We start from the raw sequence: 16,751 nt of genomic DNA, 5'->3' as shown, positions 1-16,751 counted from the left end.
TGACTTCGGTGGAACCATTCGCAAAGTTTTCGAGACAGCTTTGTAGAAACAAAGTATCTACCCAACCCTTGCGACCATTCGTCTTTGTATCTACAATGTTTATACGCTTATAAGGAGGTAGATCATGGAACTCAAAATTCAGAAATGGGGCAACAGCGCCGCCGTGCGACTACCCGTTGATCTGCTGCGCAAATACGGCTTGCACGATGGAGATGCGCTTGAGGTTGAGCAGGGCACCACTAAATTTGCGCTAAAGCCAATCTTTTCAAAACCGAAATACTCTCTGCAAGAGTTACTGGATCAGTGCGACCCCAATACACCAGAACCGGAAGAGCTTTCAACTTGGCATAATATGAAGCCAGTTGGGCGGGAGGAATGAGTCGAGCAAAGTTTAAGCGCGGCGACATTGTACGTGTCAATCTTAATCCAACCGAAGGTCGGGAGCAGCAAGGCGATTTTCGCCCAGCTTTGATCTTGACTCCTGCTGCCTTCAACCAGTTTGGAACTGCTGTCATCGCGCCGATTACGCAGGTAGGTAACTTTGCACGTCATGCGGGCTTTGCTGTGCCGCTAACTGGATCCGGCACCAAGACAGAAGGCGTGGTTCTCGTTAATCAACTCAGAACCTTGGATTTAGAAGCCAGAGGAGTCCATAAGGTCGAGGCCGTCCCAGCACACATTATTGAAGACGTTTTAGCGCGTATTCAGACACTCTTTGAATAGCAGTAGGAAAACAGACGGTGGCGGCATCATAACTGCTTACACTGCTGTCACAGGAAATGACCATGTCTGCTAGCTTAAGCAAAACCAAATCAAGCTTTTACCGGCGCCTTTATGTGGCGTATCTGATTGATCAGGGCGTGACCAGTGTGCCGGCAATGATGGAAACCACCGGCATGCCAAGGCGAACCGCTCAGGATACGATTAGCTCACTGGCCGAGCTGGATATTGAATGCGTCTTTCAGAACAATGCCGGCGAGCGGCATAATAGCGGCCGTTATCAGATTGTCAGCTGGGGCCCAATTGACCCCCATTGGGTCAGCCAACAGGCAGGCCGTTTGCGCACAGCGCTAGGCTACGATGCTGACTGACTTTATTGAATGCTTACTGACGCCATCAAGGCCTTAGCCACCTTCAGTTAACGGCGACTTCATAACCGGTAAATTTGCGCAGGTTAATCACACCGGTATCCAGCATCAGGTACTGGCCCTTGATACCTTGCAGCACGCCTTCGACCTGCGGCTGTTTATCAAAGTTGTGGGAGGTGATCTTGCGCGGAAAGGCCTCGACCGGGTAGTCAAACTGCAGCGGTGTGGCGTCCAGCTTGCGAATGGCGCTGTCACCGTGAATGTCTGCCAGCTGTCGCAGGCCGTCGCCCAGTTCGCTGAACAGGCGATCCCGCTCGGCGCGCAGATCCATCTCCACCACTTCACCTTTAAGCATGGCTCGCCAGTTGGTGCGGTCGCTGACCGCTTCCTTGAACAGTACCTCAACAAAACCGGACTGCTGGCGGGTATCAACTTCCAGAATAGGTAGTGCCTGGATGGCGCCCTGGTCCAGCCAGCGGGTCGGCATCTGGGTCTTGCGGGTAATGCCGACTTTCAGCCCGGAGGAGTTGGCCAGATAGACAATATGCGGCTGAAAGCAGTGCTTTTCGCCCCACTCAGGCTCACGGCAAGTGCCCTGATAGTAGTGGCAGGTTTCCGGCTTCATGATACAGGTATCGCATTGTGCCAGACGCTTGAAACAGGGATAGCAATACCCTTGGGCAAAGCTTTTCTTGGTTGCCCGGCCGCAGTGAGTACAGGCAATCGCCCCTGTCCACGTCAGCGAAAGTGGCTGGCCCAGGCGTTCGTTCAGGGGTAGATAGTGCTCGCCCAGGCGCAAGCGGTAACGTGCTGGCGCCTGAACGCCGGTGCCAGGCTCAATCGCCATCTTGCGCAGGCAACCCTGCAGAGGTGCATCAACCACGCGTTGCATCCTTACCCAGCCCGGCAAGCTCAGGTGACACGCCCTGCCCGGTAGCCCCCGCACCACAGGTGCGCTGTTCAAGATAGCCAACCCGGTTCTCTTCAGGCACGTTATTCTCGACCTCATAGCGCATCACGGCTTCCATGCAAAGCTCTGTCTGTTCAGCCGTCAGGTAGCGTCCGTCTGGCCATTTACGCAATTCAACCGCCTGCTTGAGGCTTTGATAAATGGCTGGCGTCATCTGGTTGATCATTTTTTCGAAGGTCATATCGCTCATTTTGCATGCTCCTGTTAGGACCGTAACTGCCGCGAAGAATAATACCAGCCTGATAGCAAACCGACGAGTAGCCCGCCTAAATGGGCTTCATTGGCGACATTGCCAAAGCCGACGCTGCCCGCCATATCGGTCATGGTGAAGACCATCCAGCCCAGCATGAAGACTACCAGCATCTGTGGCACAAAGAAGCCGCTGCCGGGCACTCGCCGCGACATTAGCCACACATGCCCCAGCAAGGCATAGACGACCCCAGACATCCCGCCAAATAGCACGGTACCCGTCATGTATTGCGCCAGGTTGGCGCCGATACCCGCCACTACCAGAAGCAGCAGCATCATCCGGCTACCTTGCAGCATTTCAATCTGTTTGCCGAAGTACCACACCCACATGAGGTTGAAGATCAAATGCATCCAGCCGAAGTGCAGAAAGGCGGGAGACAGCAGCCGCCAGACTTGGCCACTGGTGACGCTATCCATCAGACTGCCATAGACCAATTCACTGCCAGACAGGCCGATAGGCACAATGGTCAGGGTGACGATCAACAGGTCACCAAACACACCCAGCAGGGCAAACACCAAAAGGCTCAAGCCAATCATCAGTGCAGTGACCGGCACCCGTTTGAGGCCTGGCACCCACTGGCTAAGCTGGCCTGAAAGCTTCGGCCTGGCAGTGGGTTTGGCAATATCCAAAGGTTCACCCTGCTCCCAGCGCCTGACCAGTGCTTCCAGTTCATGACGTTGACGCGGGTCAGCCAGCCAGAGCAGCAGGCCGCCCTCTTCTTCACTGATCTGATGCCCGATACGCTGTTGCCAGAGGGCCTGGCGAAGCGCGGCTGTATCTGCTTCGCGGGGAAGTCGCATCACTGGGAGCATGGTGTCTTCCTTTGTCTTTCAAGATCCGGATTCATTGATCCTGATTTTATCAGCGCGCTAAAAAGCCCGGCGGGGAAACCGCCGGGCAAAAGCAAGGGATCATTCAAGGGAACACTTACTATGATTGTCTCACCGCTCTCGGGTTCCCTTGACTGAGTAAAAAAATCATTAAATGTCATCTTATATGCCTTAATCCTGATCCAGATCCCAACCAGACACTTGGGGAAGCTCTTCTTTAGCCACCTTGATCCAGGCAAAATGATCGGCATTCAGACAGCTTTCTCCACTCCAACGGTAAGCCACCAGGCGACCGTACTTGACGGCGCTGTAGTCAAGGCAGGCAATATTGGTAGCAGGCAGCGCAGGAATGCCTTCACACCAATAGTGGCCAATAAATAATGGCGGCTGGTCAGGCGCATAATAGCTTAACCGCTGGCGTTCATCGGCCGCCAAAGGGCGGGCCTCAAGGTCGCCAGGCAGGTTGTCAGGCTGAAACACCACATCCCCCCAGACGGACGGCTGCCCGCACCAAAAGTGTGCCCGAAAGCTTTTACGGGTAAAGCCGTCGCCCGAGTGAATCTCCACACCTTTAGGCAGAGGGATATGGGTGCCTCGGGTGAGGCGGTCAACAATCTGAAAGGCCTGGGTTTTCGAGTTTGTTGATTCAACCAGAAAATCGTCATCCATGCAGGCATCGGGAAGACGCTGATCCAACGCCTCAATCAAGGCGTCATCCCAGCAGGCGTGCACAACCCGGAAATGCTCGAACTCGAGATACAGAGGAATCCGCTTGAACCAGGCCAGGGTGTCTTCCCATTCATTGGTGTGGTCGCGGTACTGATCCAGAGTATCCTGAATAATCCGGTTATGGCGGGGCGAATGCTCTCTTAACCAGCGCTTGCCACTGCCTTCGGGCGCCGGGTGACAATAGGCCAGCGCGTTATATTCATGATTGCCCATGACAATAAACGCTTCCCCCGCATCGACCATGCGCCGGGCTGTCTGCACGGCCAGACGAATGCGCGGGCCACGGTCAATCAGGTCGCCCAGAAAAATGACCTTGCGCTGTGGGTGGCGGTAGACGCCCTGCTCTTCGCGATAACCCATCTTTTCAAGCAATGCCACCAGGGTGGCACCACAGCCGTGTACATCACCAATCAGATCATATCCCTGCATGCTTAGTCCCCCAGCCGATGGCTCCAACCGAGCTTGCTGCGCAAGACCTCGTAGAAGTTATGCCCGATAGGATGAACAAGCTGAACACGCTGGGGCTTACGGGTGATAACCAGTACATCATCCGGCTTGGCAACGGCCCGGGTTTGGCCATCACAGCTGATATGGGGATAGGTTTGATTGGTTTCTCCAATATGAATACGGATTTCACTGGCAGCATCAATAACGATCGGGCGACTGGACAAGGTATGCGGGAACATCGGCACCAACGTCACCACATCCAGCTTCGGGTGCATGATAGGCCCGCCGCCGGATAACGCATACGCCGTTGAGCCAGTGGGTGTGGCCACAATCAGGCCATCGCTGCGCTGGCTGTAGACAAACTGGCCGTCAATGAAGAGTTCAAATTCAATCATGCGCACCGCTTTGCCTGGGTGCACCACCACTTCATTCAGCGCCTCGCCACTCCCTACCGCCACACCGTCGCGGTACAACTCGGCGTCCAACAGAAACCTTTCTTCAACCTCAAATTGACCGGCCAGCACTTCGCCTACGCGCTGCTCCAGCTCATCAGGGGAAATATCGGTCAGAAACCCCAGGCGTCCGCGGTTGACGCCCAGCATCAAGGTGCCGGTTTTACACAAGGTACGGGCAGCCCCCAAGAGGCTACCATCTCCACCAATGACGATGACCAGATCGCACAGTTCACCCAGCGCCCGTCGGCTTGCCTCAGGCTGGCCGTGGTGGGGAATCACGGTGGCGGTGCGATCCTCCACCACCACCTGATAGTCACGGGCCACAAGGAAGCCCACCAGACGAATCAAAGAGTCAGCTACTTTTTCGCTGCCCAGACGGCCGATCAGACCAATAGTGGAGAAAGGGCGTGATTCCTGGCCATGCCGGGAAGCGTCAGCAGATAAAGGCGTTTGTGTCATGGATCAGGCTCATTAACATAGCGTTTCATTATGTCGAGCCTGACGCTCGCAAGCAAATCAAGTCCATTGTTTTAAGGCAGTTATTTCAAGCATTACGCGGCTTGTTGCTCCCTGCGCTCGAGCCACCAGTGGTTAAGCCACAAGGAAAAGCCCATGATCAAGGCACCCAGCAACAAACGGCTGATATCGGCATCCCGGTTCCAGATCACCAGATTAACCAATAACCCGGCAGGCACCAGAGCGTTATTCATGATTGCCAAGGTGCCCGCATCTACCTTGGTGGCGCCACGGTTCCAGGCAAAGTAACCCACGCCTGAAGCTACCAGCCCCAACCAGGTCAATACCGCCCATTGAGTGCCTGTGCTGGGCAATGCCGCCGGATTGCCCAGCAGCACAAAGGCAGGCACTGCCACGGCCAGGGCGCCGAGGAAGAACCACCCGAACACATTGTGCCAGGCCAGATTCTCAGGCAGTTCAGCAGATAGACGGCGGTAGCCTACCTGACCCAGCGCAAAACATAGATTCGCCCCCTGTACGACCAGAAAGCCCAACCAGAAGCCAGCATCAATGCCATCGTAACGAATCACCGCCGCTCCCAGCACCGCCAGCAGCGCCGTTAGCAGATAAAAAGGCGTGAAACGGCCAAAGAAAAGATCATCCAGCAGGGCAACATACAAAGGTGTAAAAATCGTAAACAGCAGCACTTCAGGTACCGAGAGCAGCAAAAACGACTGATAGAAAAAGATATACATAACGCCTAGCTGAATGGCACCCAAGCCCATCAGCACCAGGCGCTGGCGCATGGTCAGCAGTTTCGGCCGCAGGAAAGGCAGAAAGATCAGCGCTGCCAGCCCTATCCTGAGCAACACCGCAAGATAGCTATCAACCTGTCCTGCCAGATAGACGCCAATCAATGAGAACGAAAACGCCCAAAGTACTGTAACCCCCAGAAGATACGTCATGGTAAACCTCAATAAAATTTATAGTTTACAAATTATACTCATAGAGTTGGCAATTAATACTGTAAACTAAAAAAATATCTGAGGTTTACGCTTAGCGCTCCTTGAGCCACTATCGGGAAAAAATCCAGCGAGCGGCATACACAACGCCGGGAACCCAGAGTAGCAATGTCAGGATACAGGCGATCCCGACCCGTTTTGCCTGGCCTCCTGAGAGCCCAACAGCCAGTGGAGGCATCAACACAGCCAAGGCCATATAGGCTGTTTTTACCGCGCCTGGCATTGCCTGAACGGGCACTTGCGCCTGGCTAGCTCCTGCATTTGATGGTTGAGTACTGGTCGCCTGAGAAGAGGACGCAGATGAGGATGGATCAAAGTGGCCAACGCTACCTTGGCCACCTTGCCCTGCCTGTTCCTCAGAGGTGCTGGCTTGTGTCTTCTTCAGGGCATTGTCCTGCTTTTCTTTTTCCAGCGCCTTGCGATGCGCTTCCTTATCAATTTTCTGTTCCAGTGTCTCGGCGTCAGCCGCCAGATCCTCGTGATGGCGCTCCCACTCTTCCCAATCAAACGGCGTGCCAGACTTGGGGCGCTGATGACCTGAGCCTCTAGCGCGCTCCCAAGCCTTTTCTTCGAGGGTATTGGGCTTGTCTGGCTCTCTATCCACCCCGACCCCTTGACGGTTCAAATATTCACGTGCGTCCATGTAGTCGCTCCTGGTATCTGTAACTGTAAAAAGTTAACCGTTGAAAAGCGGATTCGACGCGCTTCAATAATGATCTACATTAAATGTACAACTGTGTTTCATCCAGTGCTCACTGATTGGCTACTTTCTGGCGTAATAAGGAGTATGAGTATGGGCAACAAGGCAACCAATAAGGTACCGGATACGGTCAGAGATATCATGTCACGTGACTGTTATCGCGTCTCCCCTGAGACCTCTATTACGACCCTTGCTCAAGGGCTGGCCCTGCACCGTTTACCGGGGGCGCCTGTGGTTGACAAGGCGGATCGACTGATAGGCTTTATCTCAGAGCAGGACGTTATGGGGAAAGTGCTGGACAGTATCTATAACGATGGGGAAGCCCCGCTGGTTAAAGAGTTGATGCAAGAAAGTGTACTCAGCGTGACACCAACGAAAAGCATTACAGATCTTGCCCAGGAAATGCTCGGTGCCAAGCCCAAAATCTACCCCGTCGTTGAGCAGAACCGGCTTGTTGGTATTGTCACCCGCCGCGATATCCTGATTGCCTTGCTGCAAATAAAGCGTCACTAAACACGTACGTTTTGCTCTACGAAAATACGAAACCAGCCGCTGGCGGCTGGTTTCTGATTACTGACAAATCAAGGCCTGTTTGATCAGGTACTGATTAACCCAGATCAATGCACAGGTACTTGGTTTCCAGAAACTCTTCCAACCCCTGATGGCCGCCTTCACGCCCCAGACCAGAGGCCTTGACGCCGCCAAAGGGTGCAGCCGCATTGGAAATCAGGCCAGTATTGACGCCTACCATGCCATATTCCAGCGCATCCGACACGCGCCAGACACGCCCCAGATCACGGCTATAAAAATAGGAAGCCAGTCCATACTCAGTGTCATTCGCCATATCAATGGCGGTCTGTTCGTCATCGAACGGGAAGATGGCCGCCAGAGGGCCAAAGGTCTCTTCCTTGGCTACCTTCATATCTTCGGTGACTGCACTGATCAGGGTCGGCGTAAAGAAATTACCGCCCAACGGATGCGGATGGCCACCCAGGATCAGTTCAGCGCCATTATCAATGGCATCCTGCACATGTTCACTGACTTTCTTGACGGCCTTCTCATCAATCAGTGGGCCGATATTCACCCCTGATTTTGTGCCATCGCCGACGGTCAGTTCGCTGTTCATCGCCACGGCCAGTTTTTCACAGAAGGCATTGACCACGCTGGATTGCACCAGAAAACGGTTGGTGCATACACATGTCTGACCTGCGTTACGGAACTTGGCCGCCATGGCACCTTCCACGGCTGCATCCAGATCGGCATCTTCGAAGACGATAAAGGGAGCGTTGCCGCCCAGTTCCAGCGAGATCTTCTGGATATGCTCTGCGGCCTGTGCCATCAGCTGACGACCGACTTCAGTAGAGCCGGTAAAGGTAATCTTGCGTACCTTTGGAGACGTTGTCATGGCCTCAGCGATCTCTGCTGCACTACCCGGCACCACGTTGAAAACGCCGCGAGGTATTCCGGCACGCTCGGCAAGCATTGCCAGCGCCGTGGCGGAAAACGGCGTCTGGCTGGCCGGTTTCACTACGATGGTACAACCTGCGGCCAAAGCCGCACCCGCCTTGCGGGTAATCATTGCAGCCGGGAAGTTCCATGGCGTGATAGCACCCACTACCCCAACAGGATGCTTGGTCACGACAATACGCTGATTGGCTTTGGCCGGAGGAATGGTTTCCCCGTAAACCCGCCGTGCCTCTTCTGCGAACCAGCGCAGAAAACTGGCCGCGTAGACAATTTCACCCTGAGCTTCTTTGAGCGGTTTGCCCTGTTCGTGGGTCATCAACATGGCCAGATCCTGTTGATGTTCCAGCATCAGATCGTGCCACTTCAACAGCAAGTCAGCACGCTCCATTGCTGTCATCGCTCGCCATGCAGGTAACGCGGCATCAGCAGCATCAATAGCACGCAGTGTCTCTTCTTTGCCCAGACGCGGCATATCGCCAACAATTTCCTGAGACGCCGGGTTGATGACGTTAATCTGTTCGCCGCTATCGGCAGCAACCCAGCTGCCGTCAATATAGGCAAACGGGCAATAAAGCTGAGTTTCTTTAAGCGCTTCCATTTCAGACTCCTGATCTAGGGGGTAACCCCATGGGCACATTGTTATTCCCATGCTAAGACGAAAGCACCCATTTGACCAAGAGCCAAGCGGCTTTAATGACGAAAAAACACCGAATAACCGGTCTTATATCCGGTCACCTAGCTGACCAGCATCAGAAACTCTTGGCGGGTGGCCTGATTGCTGCGGAAATCTCCCAGCATGACTGACGAACTCATGCTTGAATTCTGCTTCTCAACACCACGCATCATCATGCACAGATGGCGAGCCTCAATCACAACCGCAACACCACGCGCTTGGGTAACGTCCTGAACGGCCTCGGCGATTTCACGCGTCAGGTTTTCCTGAATCTGCATGCGGCGGGCAAACATATCAACAATGCGTGCGAATTTGGATAAGCCCAATACCTTACCATTGGGCAGATACGCAATATGACATTTGCCAATAAAGGGCAGCAGATGATGTTCACACATCGAATATAGCTCGATATCCTTTACCAGCACCATTTCATCCGTTTGTGACTCAAAAACAGCATTGTTGACCACTTCATCAAGCGACTGCTGATAACCAGCATTCAAAAACTGCATGGCCTTGGCCGCTCGCAGCGGCGTGTCTTGAAGCCCTTCCCGCTCAGGGTCTTCGCCCAACAGCTGGATAATCTGGCGGTAGTGGTAAGCAATCTCATCGGTCATATTTGGCCTCGTCAGTCCAAGGGACGCTTGCACGGCAAACCTTAAATGTATCATTCAGATGATTAATAAGAGCTTACATAAGCAAAGCGGAAAAATATAGTACGAAAAATATACTTAAAATAGTTTTTGTACAACTATAAATTGGCAACTGGATATTCTAGCTTACTTTGCCAGTCCGATGTCACAGAAAAGCAACCTCAAGTAACATCATGGGCCCAAATGAGATTTTTTAATCCATCGGCGCTGTGGCAGAGTGACACGCGCATCTGCCTACCTATAATGACTGTGGTATCATCCATTGCCAATTATTAGCGTCTTCTACAGCACACATGATCAAAAGCGAGATTCCGCCATGTTAATGAGACCGTCACCATTGCAACCATCCATTAAATTATCTGCCACCTGGTTCAGTGTGCTGATGGCACCTTTAATGGCCACGCCTTTGTTTGCCGCCGATGCCACCCTGGTATTGCCAGAACGTGCCACCGTCGGCGTGGAATTTACTGAAAATGTTACCTTTGCTGAGGGCGAAAATAGCCGCGACAACATCTTATTGCGCCCTAATCACGACGTTGACGCCTCCCATCAGTTACCTCAATACTGCGTCATCATTGGCGATGCCGTACGTTCAGGCGAGCGTGTACGCATTACCGCGCATGACGTTACCTGCATTGAGGCAGAAGACGCAGACAGTGCCATATTCTCAGGCGAGATGGATGGCGGCGTTTACGACACTGACGGCCAGTATGGTCTGACCTGCGAAGACAGCACCTGCGCTTTCTTGCCCAGCAAAGGATTCATGCTGACTCTGAACGAAACCCTGGAGATAGAAGCCCAGGACAATCCCTCTGCAGAAATCAATGCCCAGCGCCGCCAGGCAGACCAGGAAGATAGCGAAGAAGGCCAGTCAGAAGATGAGTAACGCTAGCGTTTAAAATGTAAGGCCGATTGGCTTCACTATCTGTGTTTAAGCGGGTAGCTGACAACAACCAGGCCCTGATAAAGCAGTCTTTATCAGGGCCTGGTTGTTATGGGCTGGTCATCCGGCATTCAGACTGCACAGTGGCGTATCAAGCCAGCCATTTGGGCGCTCCCACCTGTAGATGCTGTTGTTCCAACTGGCGAATCTGCTGATCCCAATAGCCGCTATTGGCAAACCATGGAAAAGCCAGCGGAAATGCTGGGTCATCCCAACGCTGCACCAGCCAGGCGCTATGACGCATCAGACGATAACTGCGCAGCGGTTCTACCAATGCCAATTGATGGTCTGGAAACGTCAGCGATTCTTCATAGCCTTCACTGAGCTCACTTAACTGCGCGCGCTGAGCCTGAGGTTCATCCACTGCCAGCAGCATCCAGATATCCTGAATCGCGGGCGCCATCATGCAATCATCAAAGTCCACCAGGCTGAAATGGGTCTCGCGGCCCAGCACATTGCCCAGATGACAATCGCCATGGCAGCGAATCAGCTCCATCGACGGTGGCAATGCCTTTCCCACACTATTTATCAACTGTGTGCTAATGCGTTCATAGGCACGCTGCTGGTGCCGGGTTAAATGACCGCTACCCAGCACTTGCTGTTGAGCCGCCGTCATACCCTCCACCACCGACAAGCTTGGCCGATGCTGGAAGGTTCCTCGCTTGGCGACGGTATGCATTTTGCCAATCACTTGCCCCATGGCGAACAGATGCTCCGGGTTATCCAGCTCCGGCGCTTGGCCCGCACAATACTCAAACAGTGCAAAGCTGAAACCAGCATGTTCGTGCAGCGATACTCCATCGGCATTTCGCCATGCCTTACCCACCGGCACACCGGCAGCATCCAGCTCATCAAGGTAATCATGCTCTTCCTGAATCGCCGCTTTCGACCAGCGCTGAGGCCGGTAGAACTTCACTATCCAGCGGCGCCCCTCTTCATCGCGAAACATCAATACACGGTTTTCATAGCTGTTTAGCGCAAAGGGCTCGCTGTCGGGCTGGATGCCCAGACGCTCAATGGCCGTCATGATGACATCCGGCGAAAGAGCACTATAGGGATGGCTCATCAGTCTCTCCATGAAAATACGCTAGAGTATCACTCCAGAGCTCAAGGGTGTGCGGGCAAATGCTACTACCGCAACATTCTGTGCACCCGCCGCAAGTGCTGCTCTGGCCAGAGACTGCGCAGTGGCCCCTGTGGTCACCACATCATCAACGATAACAACCTTTTCAGCTGACGCCAGGCGCAGCTGAAAAGCGCCGCTCAGGTTATCCCGCCGACCCTGACGCCCCAACAGGCGCTGACTGGGCGTATCCACAAGCCGGGTAGCGTTTATCACTGGCAAACCAAGATAATGGCCTAGCTGCCGAGCAAACCAGTCGGCCTGATTGAAACCACGCTCCCGCGCTCGGCCTGCAAACAGTGGAACAGGCACCAGTACATCTGCCTCCCAATCCGGCTTTCCATCACACTCCAGTGCCTCCAGATACAGATCAACCATCAAGTAGCCTGAGCGAGGCGAAGCCTCAAACTTGAAGCCATGCACCAGCTGGCGAATAGGCCCCTCGTAGAGAAAAGGCACATAGGCGCCTGAAAACGCTGGTGGTTCGCTGCGACAATGCCGACAAAGCGATTGCTGTGGTGACGCCAGTGGTTCCGCACAGCGAGCGCAACACCGCCTGTTCCACGGCAATCCGTCAAAACACTCCTGACACCAGGCCTTATCTGCTGCAGTTTGCCCTAGACAGAAAGCACAATGCCCTGGCAACGCCCTACGCAGGCGCTTCTCAAGCCCGGATATACCTGCATACCAAACCCTTTTCATACCCATTTCCTCCCTGAATCGCTGCTAACCTGTCCTGCCCGAATCACTACTCCTCTTTCTTCACTCTTCTTTCTTCAATTAACAAGCACATTGATTATTGACATTAACGGCATAGTTGCTATTATACGCGCCAGTTGTGCGGATGTGGTGGAATTGGTAGACACGCCAGATTTAGGTTCTGGTGCCGCAAGGTGTGGGAGTTCGAGTCTCCCCATCCGCACCAACATGATTTAATTCCCTCCCGAAAAGCATGCCATCGTGCTTCTAGCAGTTCCCACCTTTTCTCTTAGTAAACATCATAGCGTCAAAATATACCTGCATGTCATCAAGGGCTAATACTGTTTATGATGCGGGGCCTTTTTTATGCCTTAACGCACCTACTTATGCCTCTTCAGCCGACAATTAGTGCATTTAAGCCTTCTCCAGAGCTTAGGGTTTACCAACCAGAAACAAGCCCCCAAGGTTCATAAAGGCATCGACAAACACTGCCAACATTATCAAATGGCTAGTGCTGTGGCTGAATGGTCACCGCCTGCAATATATTTATAACGTGCTAGACTAAGATTGAAATCAACCTCTCAAATCAATAGCCAAGAGGACTTTTCATGTCCGAACGTAATGAATATATCGACAAGGCCAAAGCTAGAATCGACCAGTGGAACGCCGAGATCGACAAGATGAAGGCGAAAGCTGATGAATCTGAGGCGGATGCAAAGATTGAATATCAGAAGCAACTTGACGAAGCACGCCAGCAACGCGACGAGGCTGAGGCAAAACTGAAGGAAATGCGCGAAGCCAGCGACGATGCCTGGCAGGACATGAAAGCAGGATTTGATAGCGCCTGGGACAGCATTTCCAGCGCCTTCGATAACGCCAGGAATCGCTTCAAATAAGCCAGAGATCGATGATGTTGAGTCGGCTTTTAGGCTATCGGAGCCGTTTCCAGCGTCGTCACCCTGCCCGCCGCCCTTTTTGTTGGGCGGCGACCATCGCATTAGAAAGCTATATACAGTCATGCAAGCTATGTATCAGCGATTACACTCTTGTACGCATACACTGAGCGCAACAACTAAGTATTTCGCTAAGGTGTTGCCTTATGCCCTTACATCAAACTCAGTATTGAAGAACTTGCCAGCACCCAGGTAGAGCAAACCCAAAGGATGAACCTTCGCGATATCGCGCTCCTCCTCGGGCTATCCAATACTCAGAGCCGGCAGCCGCCCAATGAATATCAAATGACAAATAACCTGGCTACTTTCAACGAATCGCTCAATACACTGTAGGTTATTTCTCAAACCGCGCTCTAGACGGGCAGATGCTCTACAGATCGAGCAGTTTTTTCACGCCATAGCACCCTCCTTCTCAATCAGTGGCACTATCCGTCATTGTAAAATTTGTAGAAACATTTCATGCTGCGCAACCTTAATTAATATTTACAGGTGCCGCAGTGAAGTCCGTTCAACATCATGCTCACTACATTGGCTGTCTTCTCACGTTTTCCATCGTCATACCCAGCACAGCATGGTCAGATATCGTGGTGGGATCATGGAATGTACGCAATCTTGGCTGGGACAACGGCAAGAGTTTCGAGCACGTTGCTCATGTGGCTCAGCATTTTGATCTCCTGGCCATACAGGAAGTAATGAATGAAGAAGCCATTCATAAATTGGAGCGCGCACTCGAAGCTTCTTCAGAGGAAGAATGGTCATCAATGGCTAGCCATGCATTAGGCGAATCCAGTTATCGTGAGCACTACGCTTTTATGTGGCGAGACAGCACCGTCGAATACGCTGACGGTGCTGTCGTCTTTATTGACAACAGAGATGCCTTTGCTCGTGAACCTTATTCCGCCAGGTTTCGCAGCCTCGAAAGTGGCACCACCTTTGCACTGGCCAACGTGCATGTTACTTATGGCGACAGCATTAGTGACCGGCTCCCCGAAATAGACGCGCTAGCAGATTATTGGCAATGGATGAGCGAGGTATACCCCGATACTCCAAGGCTACTGGCCGGCGATTTTAACCTTGCGCCCTCTCACTCAGGCTGGGAAGCCATGTCATCGGTTGGGGCTTATCCACTGATAACGGCAGGTGCTTCAACGCTGGGGATGTCAGACGGTGAATACGCCAACCTCTACGACAATATCTGGTTGAACGAAGATCACTCACTGAATATTTCAGACCACGGGATCTTTTACTTCCCCGACATACTGAATATTAGCCACAGCGAAGTGCGTGACACTGTTTCAGACCATGCCCCCGTTTATTTGACCTTGGGTAACGCTGAACTTACTCCCATCTCTCTGGAAGATGGGGAAGTTACATCGCCATCCTCCACAGAACCGTCCTGCATTGACCTGAATACTGCCTCGGCATCAGAGCTTGACACCCTTCCACATATCGGGCCTGCCAGGGCGCAAGACATTATTGAGTTACGCCCTTGGTCAGATTTGAACGAGCTGACCCGCATTTCTGGCTTAGGAGACTTTCATCTAGATGCCATCACGTCAAGCAACCGTGTTTGCCAGTAACATGGTCATTACCACCTATCTTGCCGCTTGCGGCCGAAGGATTGCTTCAACGCCTGCGCTAGCAGCCTCTATTGCCCCCGCCAGATAGCCTGGAAACTGCTGCCCCCACTCGCTCCCAATGCCAATCAGGCGACCGCTCCAGACGCCGTCTTGTGCTTTGATGGCCGGTGCCGTTGGGTGCTGGCCAGACGATCCCTGTCTGTCATCTTGCGTGGTGGTATAAGGCTCATAGGCCCAATCCTTGATGGTATCAACATCAGGATGAGCGGCTTGGGGGCCAAACAGGCGAGATAACTGGGCACGACACTCCTGAATAAGAACATCATTACCCATACGCTGACGCGTGGCCGCTGGCGTGTTAAAAAAGCCGAACAAAGCCGCTTTTCCATCCGGCATGGAGGCATCATGAATCTCGCCCAAGGGGCCACTCAGGCTGCGGGCTTCGCCCGAAAGGCCTTGAGCGCGCCAGAAAGGCGTATCAAATAACGCCACGTATTTGGCATGCGGTGCCATCCAGGTCGGCGTATTTTGCCACTGACTGGAAAGCTCAGCCGGCAAGGCGGGTGAAAATGCCAGGTTGGCCGCCAAACGCGGCGGAATGGCCAGCAGCACCTGATCAGCGTGCAAGGTATGACGTTTGCCGTGAGCATCCTGACTATGAACTTCCACATCAGATGCCGCCCTATGCAGCGCTTGCACCGGCTGACCGAACATCACACTGGTGTTTTCAAGTGACTGATAGAGGGCTTGTGTCAACGCCTGCATCCCCCCCACCAGGCGCATTGAAGGCGGTGAATTCACAAAGCCCTGTACACGCTGCGCAGCCATTGACGATGATCGCTCAATCAGCATATCGCCTTGTTCAAACTGGGCAAACGCCTGCAACCCCAAAGTTTGAACAAGCTCCGCCATCTGATGTTGAAAGCCAGGCCAGAACCAGGATGGCCCCAAATCAAACCCGACCATTTCCGCAGCGGGGAAAGCAAGATGACCCGGCGAAGTCGAAACGATACGGCCACCCAATGTCTCACGCGCTTCAAGCAGCACAATGTCCGTCACGCCTCTTTTTTCAAGCAAGTGAGCCGCATATAGACCCGCCAGGCCAGCTCCCACGATTACGGTGTCTGTTTTCTGCATGAGTTATGTCCCAATAGCGTTGACAACTGATAACCCCTGCCCTGTTGATAGTGCCGTGAGAGGGTTCCAAGGTTTACCGCCCGCCTAGACGATACTTGACGCGTTTTTCGGGTTGTCACAGCATCGAGTGGCTGCCCAGGGTCAAGCCGAAAAAAGGGCGCCAAAAGTTGGCGCCCTTTTCTACTGGTAACAAATGACGTAACAGTGACCTTGATGGCGTTGTTGATACTCGCTTAACGAACCATCAGTGAGAACGTCTATTGGCCATCAAATGTCTCGACCTGCTGTTTCAGCTTCTGGCCGGGGCGGAACGTTACTACCCGACGAGCCGAAATGGGAATTTCTTCGCCAGTTTTAGGATTTCTACCGGGACGCTCACGCTTGTCACGCAAATCAAAGTTGCCAAAGCCGGAAAGCTTTACCTGTTCATTTTCACGCAAACAGGCACGAATCTCTTCGAAGAACGCTTCCACCATTGCCTTTGCTTCACGCTTGGAAAGCGACAACTCGGTGTGTAGATGCTCTGCAAGTTCTGCTTTTGTCAACGCCCCCATGGGTATCTCCTTATCACCAGCGCTT

The 16,751-nt window shown here is 53.1% G+C and carries 20 protein-coding genes and 1 tRNA gene; 8 read left to right on the top strand and 13 right to left on the bottom strand.

Annotation, left to right across the window (positions count from 1 at the left end):
* Window positions 1-124 precede the first annotated feature (124 nt).
* From OR573_07905 to OR573_07895, 3 genes are all read left to right on the top strand, one after another.
* Window positions 125-379 carry an AbrB/MazE/SpoVT family DNA-binding domain-containing protein gene (locus OR573_07905; GenBank protein ID XGA81530.1) on the top strand — a complete coding sequence of 85 codons (255 nt, stop codon included), beginning with the start codon at window positions 125-127 and terminating at the stop codon, window positions 377-379.
* Window positions 376-723, top strand: a complete 348-nt coding sequence (locus OR573_07900; GenBank protein ID XGA81529.1) for a type II toxin-antitoxin system ChpB family toxin — start codon at window positions 376-378, stop codon at window positions 721-723. Before OR573_07905 ends, OR573_07900 begins: the two co-directional genes overlap by 4 nt.
* 62 nt (window positions 724-785) lie before the next feature.
* Window positions 786-1,091 (top strand): winged helix-turn-helix domain-containing protein, encoded by a 306-nt coding sequence (locus OR573_07895; protein ID XGA81528.1) that lies wholly within the window; start codon window positions 786-788, stop codon window positions 1,089-1,091.
* A 43-nt stretch (window positions 1,092-1,134) separates the two neighbouring features.
* Here OR573_07895 and OR573_07890 read toward each other — a convergent pair whose 3' ends face one another.
* From OR573_07890 to OR573_07860, 7 genes are all read right to left on the bottom strand, one after another.
* A complete protein-coding gene (locus OR573_07890) occupies window positions 1,135-1,980 on the bottom strand; it encodes a DUF2797 domain-containing protein (protein XGA81527.1) in 846 nt (281 codons plus the stop codon).
* Window positions 1,964-2,248 carry a DUF1315 family protein gene (locus tag OR573_07885; GenBank protein ID XGA81526.1) on the bottom strand — a complete coding sequence of 95 codons (285 nt, stop codon included), beginning with the start codon at window positions 2,246-2,248 and terminating at the stop codon, window positions 1,964-1,966. The genes OR573_07890 and OR573_07885 overlap by 17 nt, the downstream gene beginning before the upstream one ends.
* Window positions 2,249-2,262: 14 nt before the next feature.
* Window positions 2,263-3,120, bottom strand: coding sequence for a rhomboid family intramembrane serine protease (locus tag OR573_07880; protein XGA81525.1), 858 nt, complete (start codon window positions 3,118-3,120; stop codon window positions 2,263-2,265).
* 189 nt (window positions 3,121-3,309) lie between these two features.
* A complete protein-coding gene (locus OR573_07875) occupies window positions 3,310-4,296 on the bottom strand; it encodes a metallophosphoesterase (GenBank protein XGA81524.1) in 987 nt (328 codons plus the stop codon).
* Between the two features lie 2 nt (window positions 4,297-4,298).
* Window positions 4,299-5,228 carry an NAD(+) kinase gene (locus OR573_07870; protein ID XGA81523.1) on the bottom strand — a complete coding sequence of 310 codons (930 nt, stop codon included), beginning with the start codon at window positions 5,226-5,228 and terminating at the stop codon, window positions 4,299-4,301.
* Between the two features lie 92 nt (window positions 5,229-5,320).
* Window positions 5,321-6,190, bottom strand: coding sequence for a carboxylate/amino acid/amine transporter (locus OR573_07865; GenBank protein ID XGA81522.1), 870 nt, complete (start codon window positions 6,188-6,190; stop codon window positions 5,321-5,323).
* A gap of 109 nt (window positions 6,191-6,299) precedes the next feature.
* Window positions 6,300-6,890 carry a YqaE/Pmp3 family membrane protein gene (locus OR573_07860; protein XGA81521.1) on the bottom strand — a complete coding sequence of 197 codons (591 nt, stop codon included), beginning with the start codon at window positions 6,888-6,890 and terminating at the stop codon, window positions 6,300-6,302.
* A gap of 150 nt (window positions 6,891-7,040) precedes the next feature.
* On the opposite strand from OR573_07860, the gene OR573_07855 reads away from it, so the two are divergent.
* Window positions 7,041-7,460 (top strand): CBS domain-containing protein, encoded by a 420-nt coding sequence (locus OR573_07855; GenBank protein ID XGA81520.1) that lies wholly within the window; start codon window positions 7,041-7,043, stop codon window positions 7,458-7,460.
* A 94-nt stretch (window positions 7,461-7,554) separates the two neighbouring features.
* On the opposite strand, the gene OR573_07850 is transcribed toward OR573_07855, so the two are convergent.
* The gene (locus tag OR573_07850) at window positions 7,555-9,012 is read right to left on the bottom strand and encodes an NAD-dependent succinate-semialdehyde dehydrogenase (protein ID XGA81519.1); all 1,458 of its coding nucleotides are present in this window, start codon (window positions 9,010-9,012) and stop codon (window positions 7,555-7,557) included.
* 137 nt (window positions 9,013-9,149) lie between these two features.
* Window positions 9,150-9,701: a GTP cyclohydrolase I FolE gene (folE, locus tag OR573_07845; protein ID XGA81518.1), complete on the bottom strand. Its 552-nt coding sequence runs from the start codon at window positions 9,699-9,701 to the stop codon at window positions 9,150-9,152.
* 373 nt (window positions 9,702-10,074) lie between these two features.
* On the opposite strand from folE, the gene OR573_07840 reads away from it, so the two are divergent.
* A complete protein-coding gene (locus OR573_07840; GenBank protein XGA81517.1) occupies window positions 10,075-10,623 on the top strand; it encodes a hypothetical protein in 549 nt (182 codons plus the stop codon).
* Window positions 10,624-10,771: 148 nt separating this feature from the next.
* Here the strand turns inward: OR573_07840 and OR573_07835 are convergent, their stop codons facing one another.
* Both OR573_07835 and OR573_07830 read right to left on the bottom strand, forming a co-directional pair.
* The gene (locus OR573_07835; GenBank protein XGA81516.1) at window positions 10,772-11,746 is read right to left on the bottom strand and encodes a serine/threonine protein kinase; all 975 of its coding nucleotides are present in this window, start codon (window positions 11,744-11,746) and stop codon (window positions 10,772-10,774) included.
* Between the two features lie 21 nt (window positions 11,747-11,767).
* Entirely contained in the window at window positions 11,768-12,505 is a 738-nt protein-coding gene (locus OR573_07830) for a double zinc ribbon domain-containing protein (GenBank protein ID XGA81515.1), read from the bottom strand.
* A 138-nt stretch (window positions 12,506-12,643) separates the two neighbouring features.
* On the opposite strand from OR573_07830, the gene OR573_07825 reads away from it, so the two are divergent.
* The 3 genes from OR573_07825 to OR573_07815 all read left to right on the top strand — a co-directional run bounded on the left by OR573_07825 (window position 12,644) and on the right by OR573_07815 (window position 15,035).
* A tRNA-Leu gene (locus OR573_07825) sits at window positions 12,644-12,728 on the top strand.
* Window positions 12,729-13,110: 382 nt separating this feature from the next.
* Entirely contained in the window at window positions 13,111-13,398 is a 288-nt protein-coding gene (locus OR573_07820) for a coiled coil domain-containing protein (protein XGA81514.1), read from the top strand.
* A gap of 554 nt (window positions 13,399-13,952) precedes the next feature.
* Window positions 13,953-15,035, top strand: a complete 1,083-nt coding sequence (locus OR573_07815) for a helix-hairpin-helix domain-containing protein (protein XGA81513.1) — start codon at window positions 13,953-13,955, stop codon at window positions 15,033-15,035.
* Between the two features lie 15 nt (window positions 15,036-15,050).
* Here OR573_07815 and OR573_07810 read toward each other — a convergent pair whose 3' ends face one another.
* Both OR573_07810 and OR573_07805 read right to left on the bottom strand, forming a co-directional pair.
* Entirely contained in the window at window positions 15,051-16,172 is a 1,122-nt protein-coding gene (locus OR573_07810) for an FAD-dependent oxidoreductase (protein XGA81512.1), read from the bottom strand.
* 257 nt (window positions 16,173-16,429) lie between these two features.
* Window positions 16,430-16,726, bottom strand: coding sequence for an integration host factor subunit alpha (locus tag OR573_07805; GenBank protein ID XGA81511.1), 297 nt, complete (start codon window positions 16,724-16,726; stop codon window positions 16,430-16,432).
* Window positions 16,727-16,751 lie beyond the last annotated feature (25 nt).

The sequence above is a fragment of the Halomonas sp. CH40 genome, from assembly GCA_041875495.1.
In the GTDB taxonomy this organism is placed as follows: Bacteria; Pseudomonadota; Gammaproteobacteria; order Pseudomonadales; family Halomonadaceae; genus Vreelandella.
This window is presented reverse-complemented; position numbering and strand designations above follow the sequence as displayed.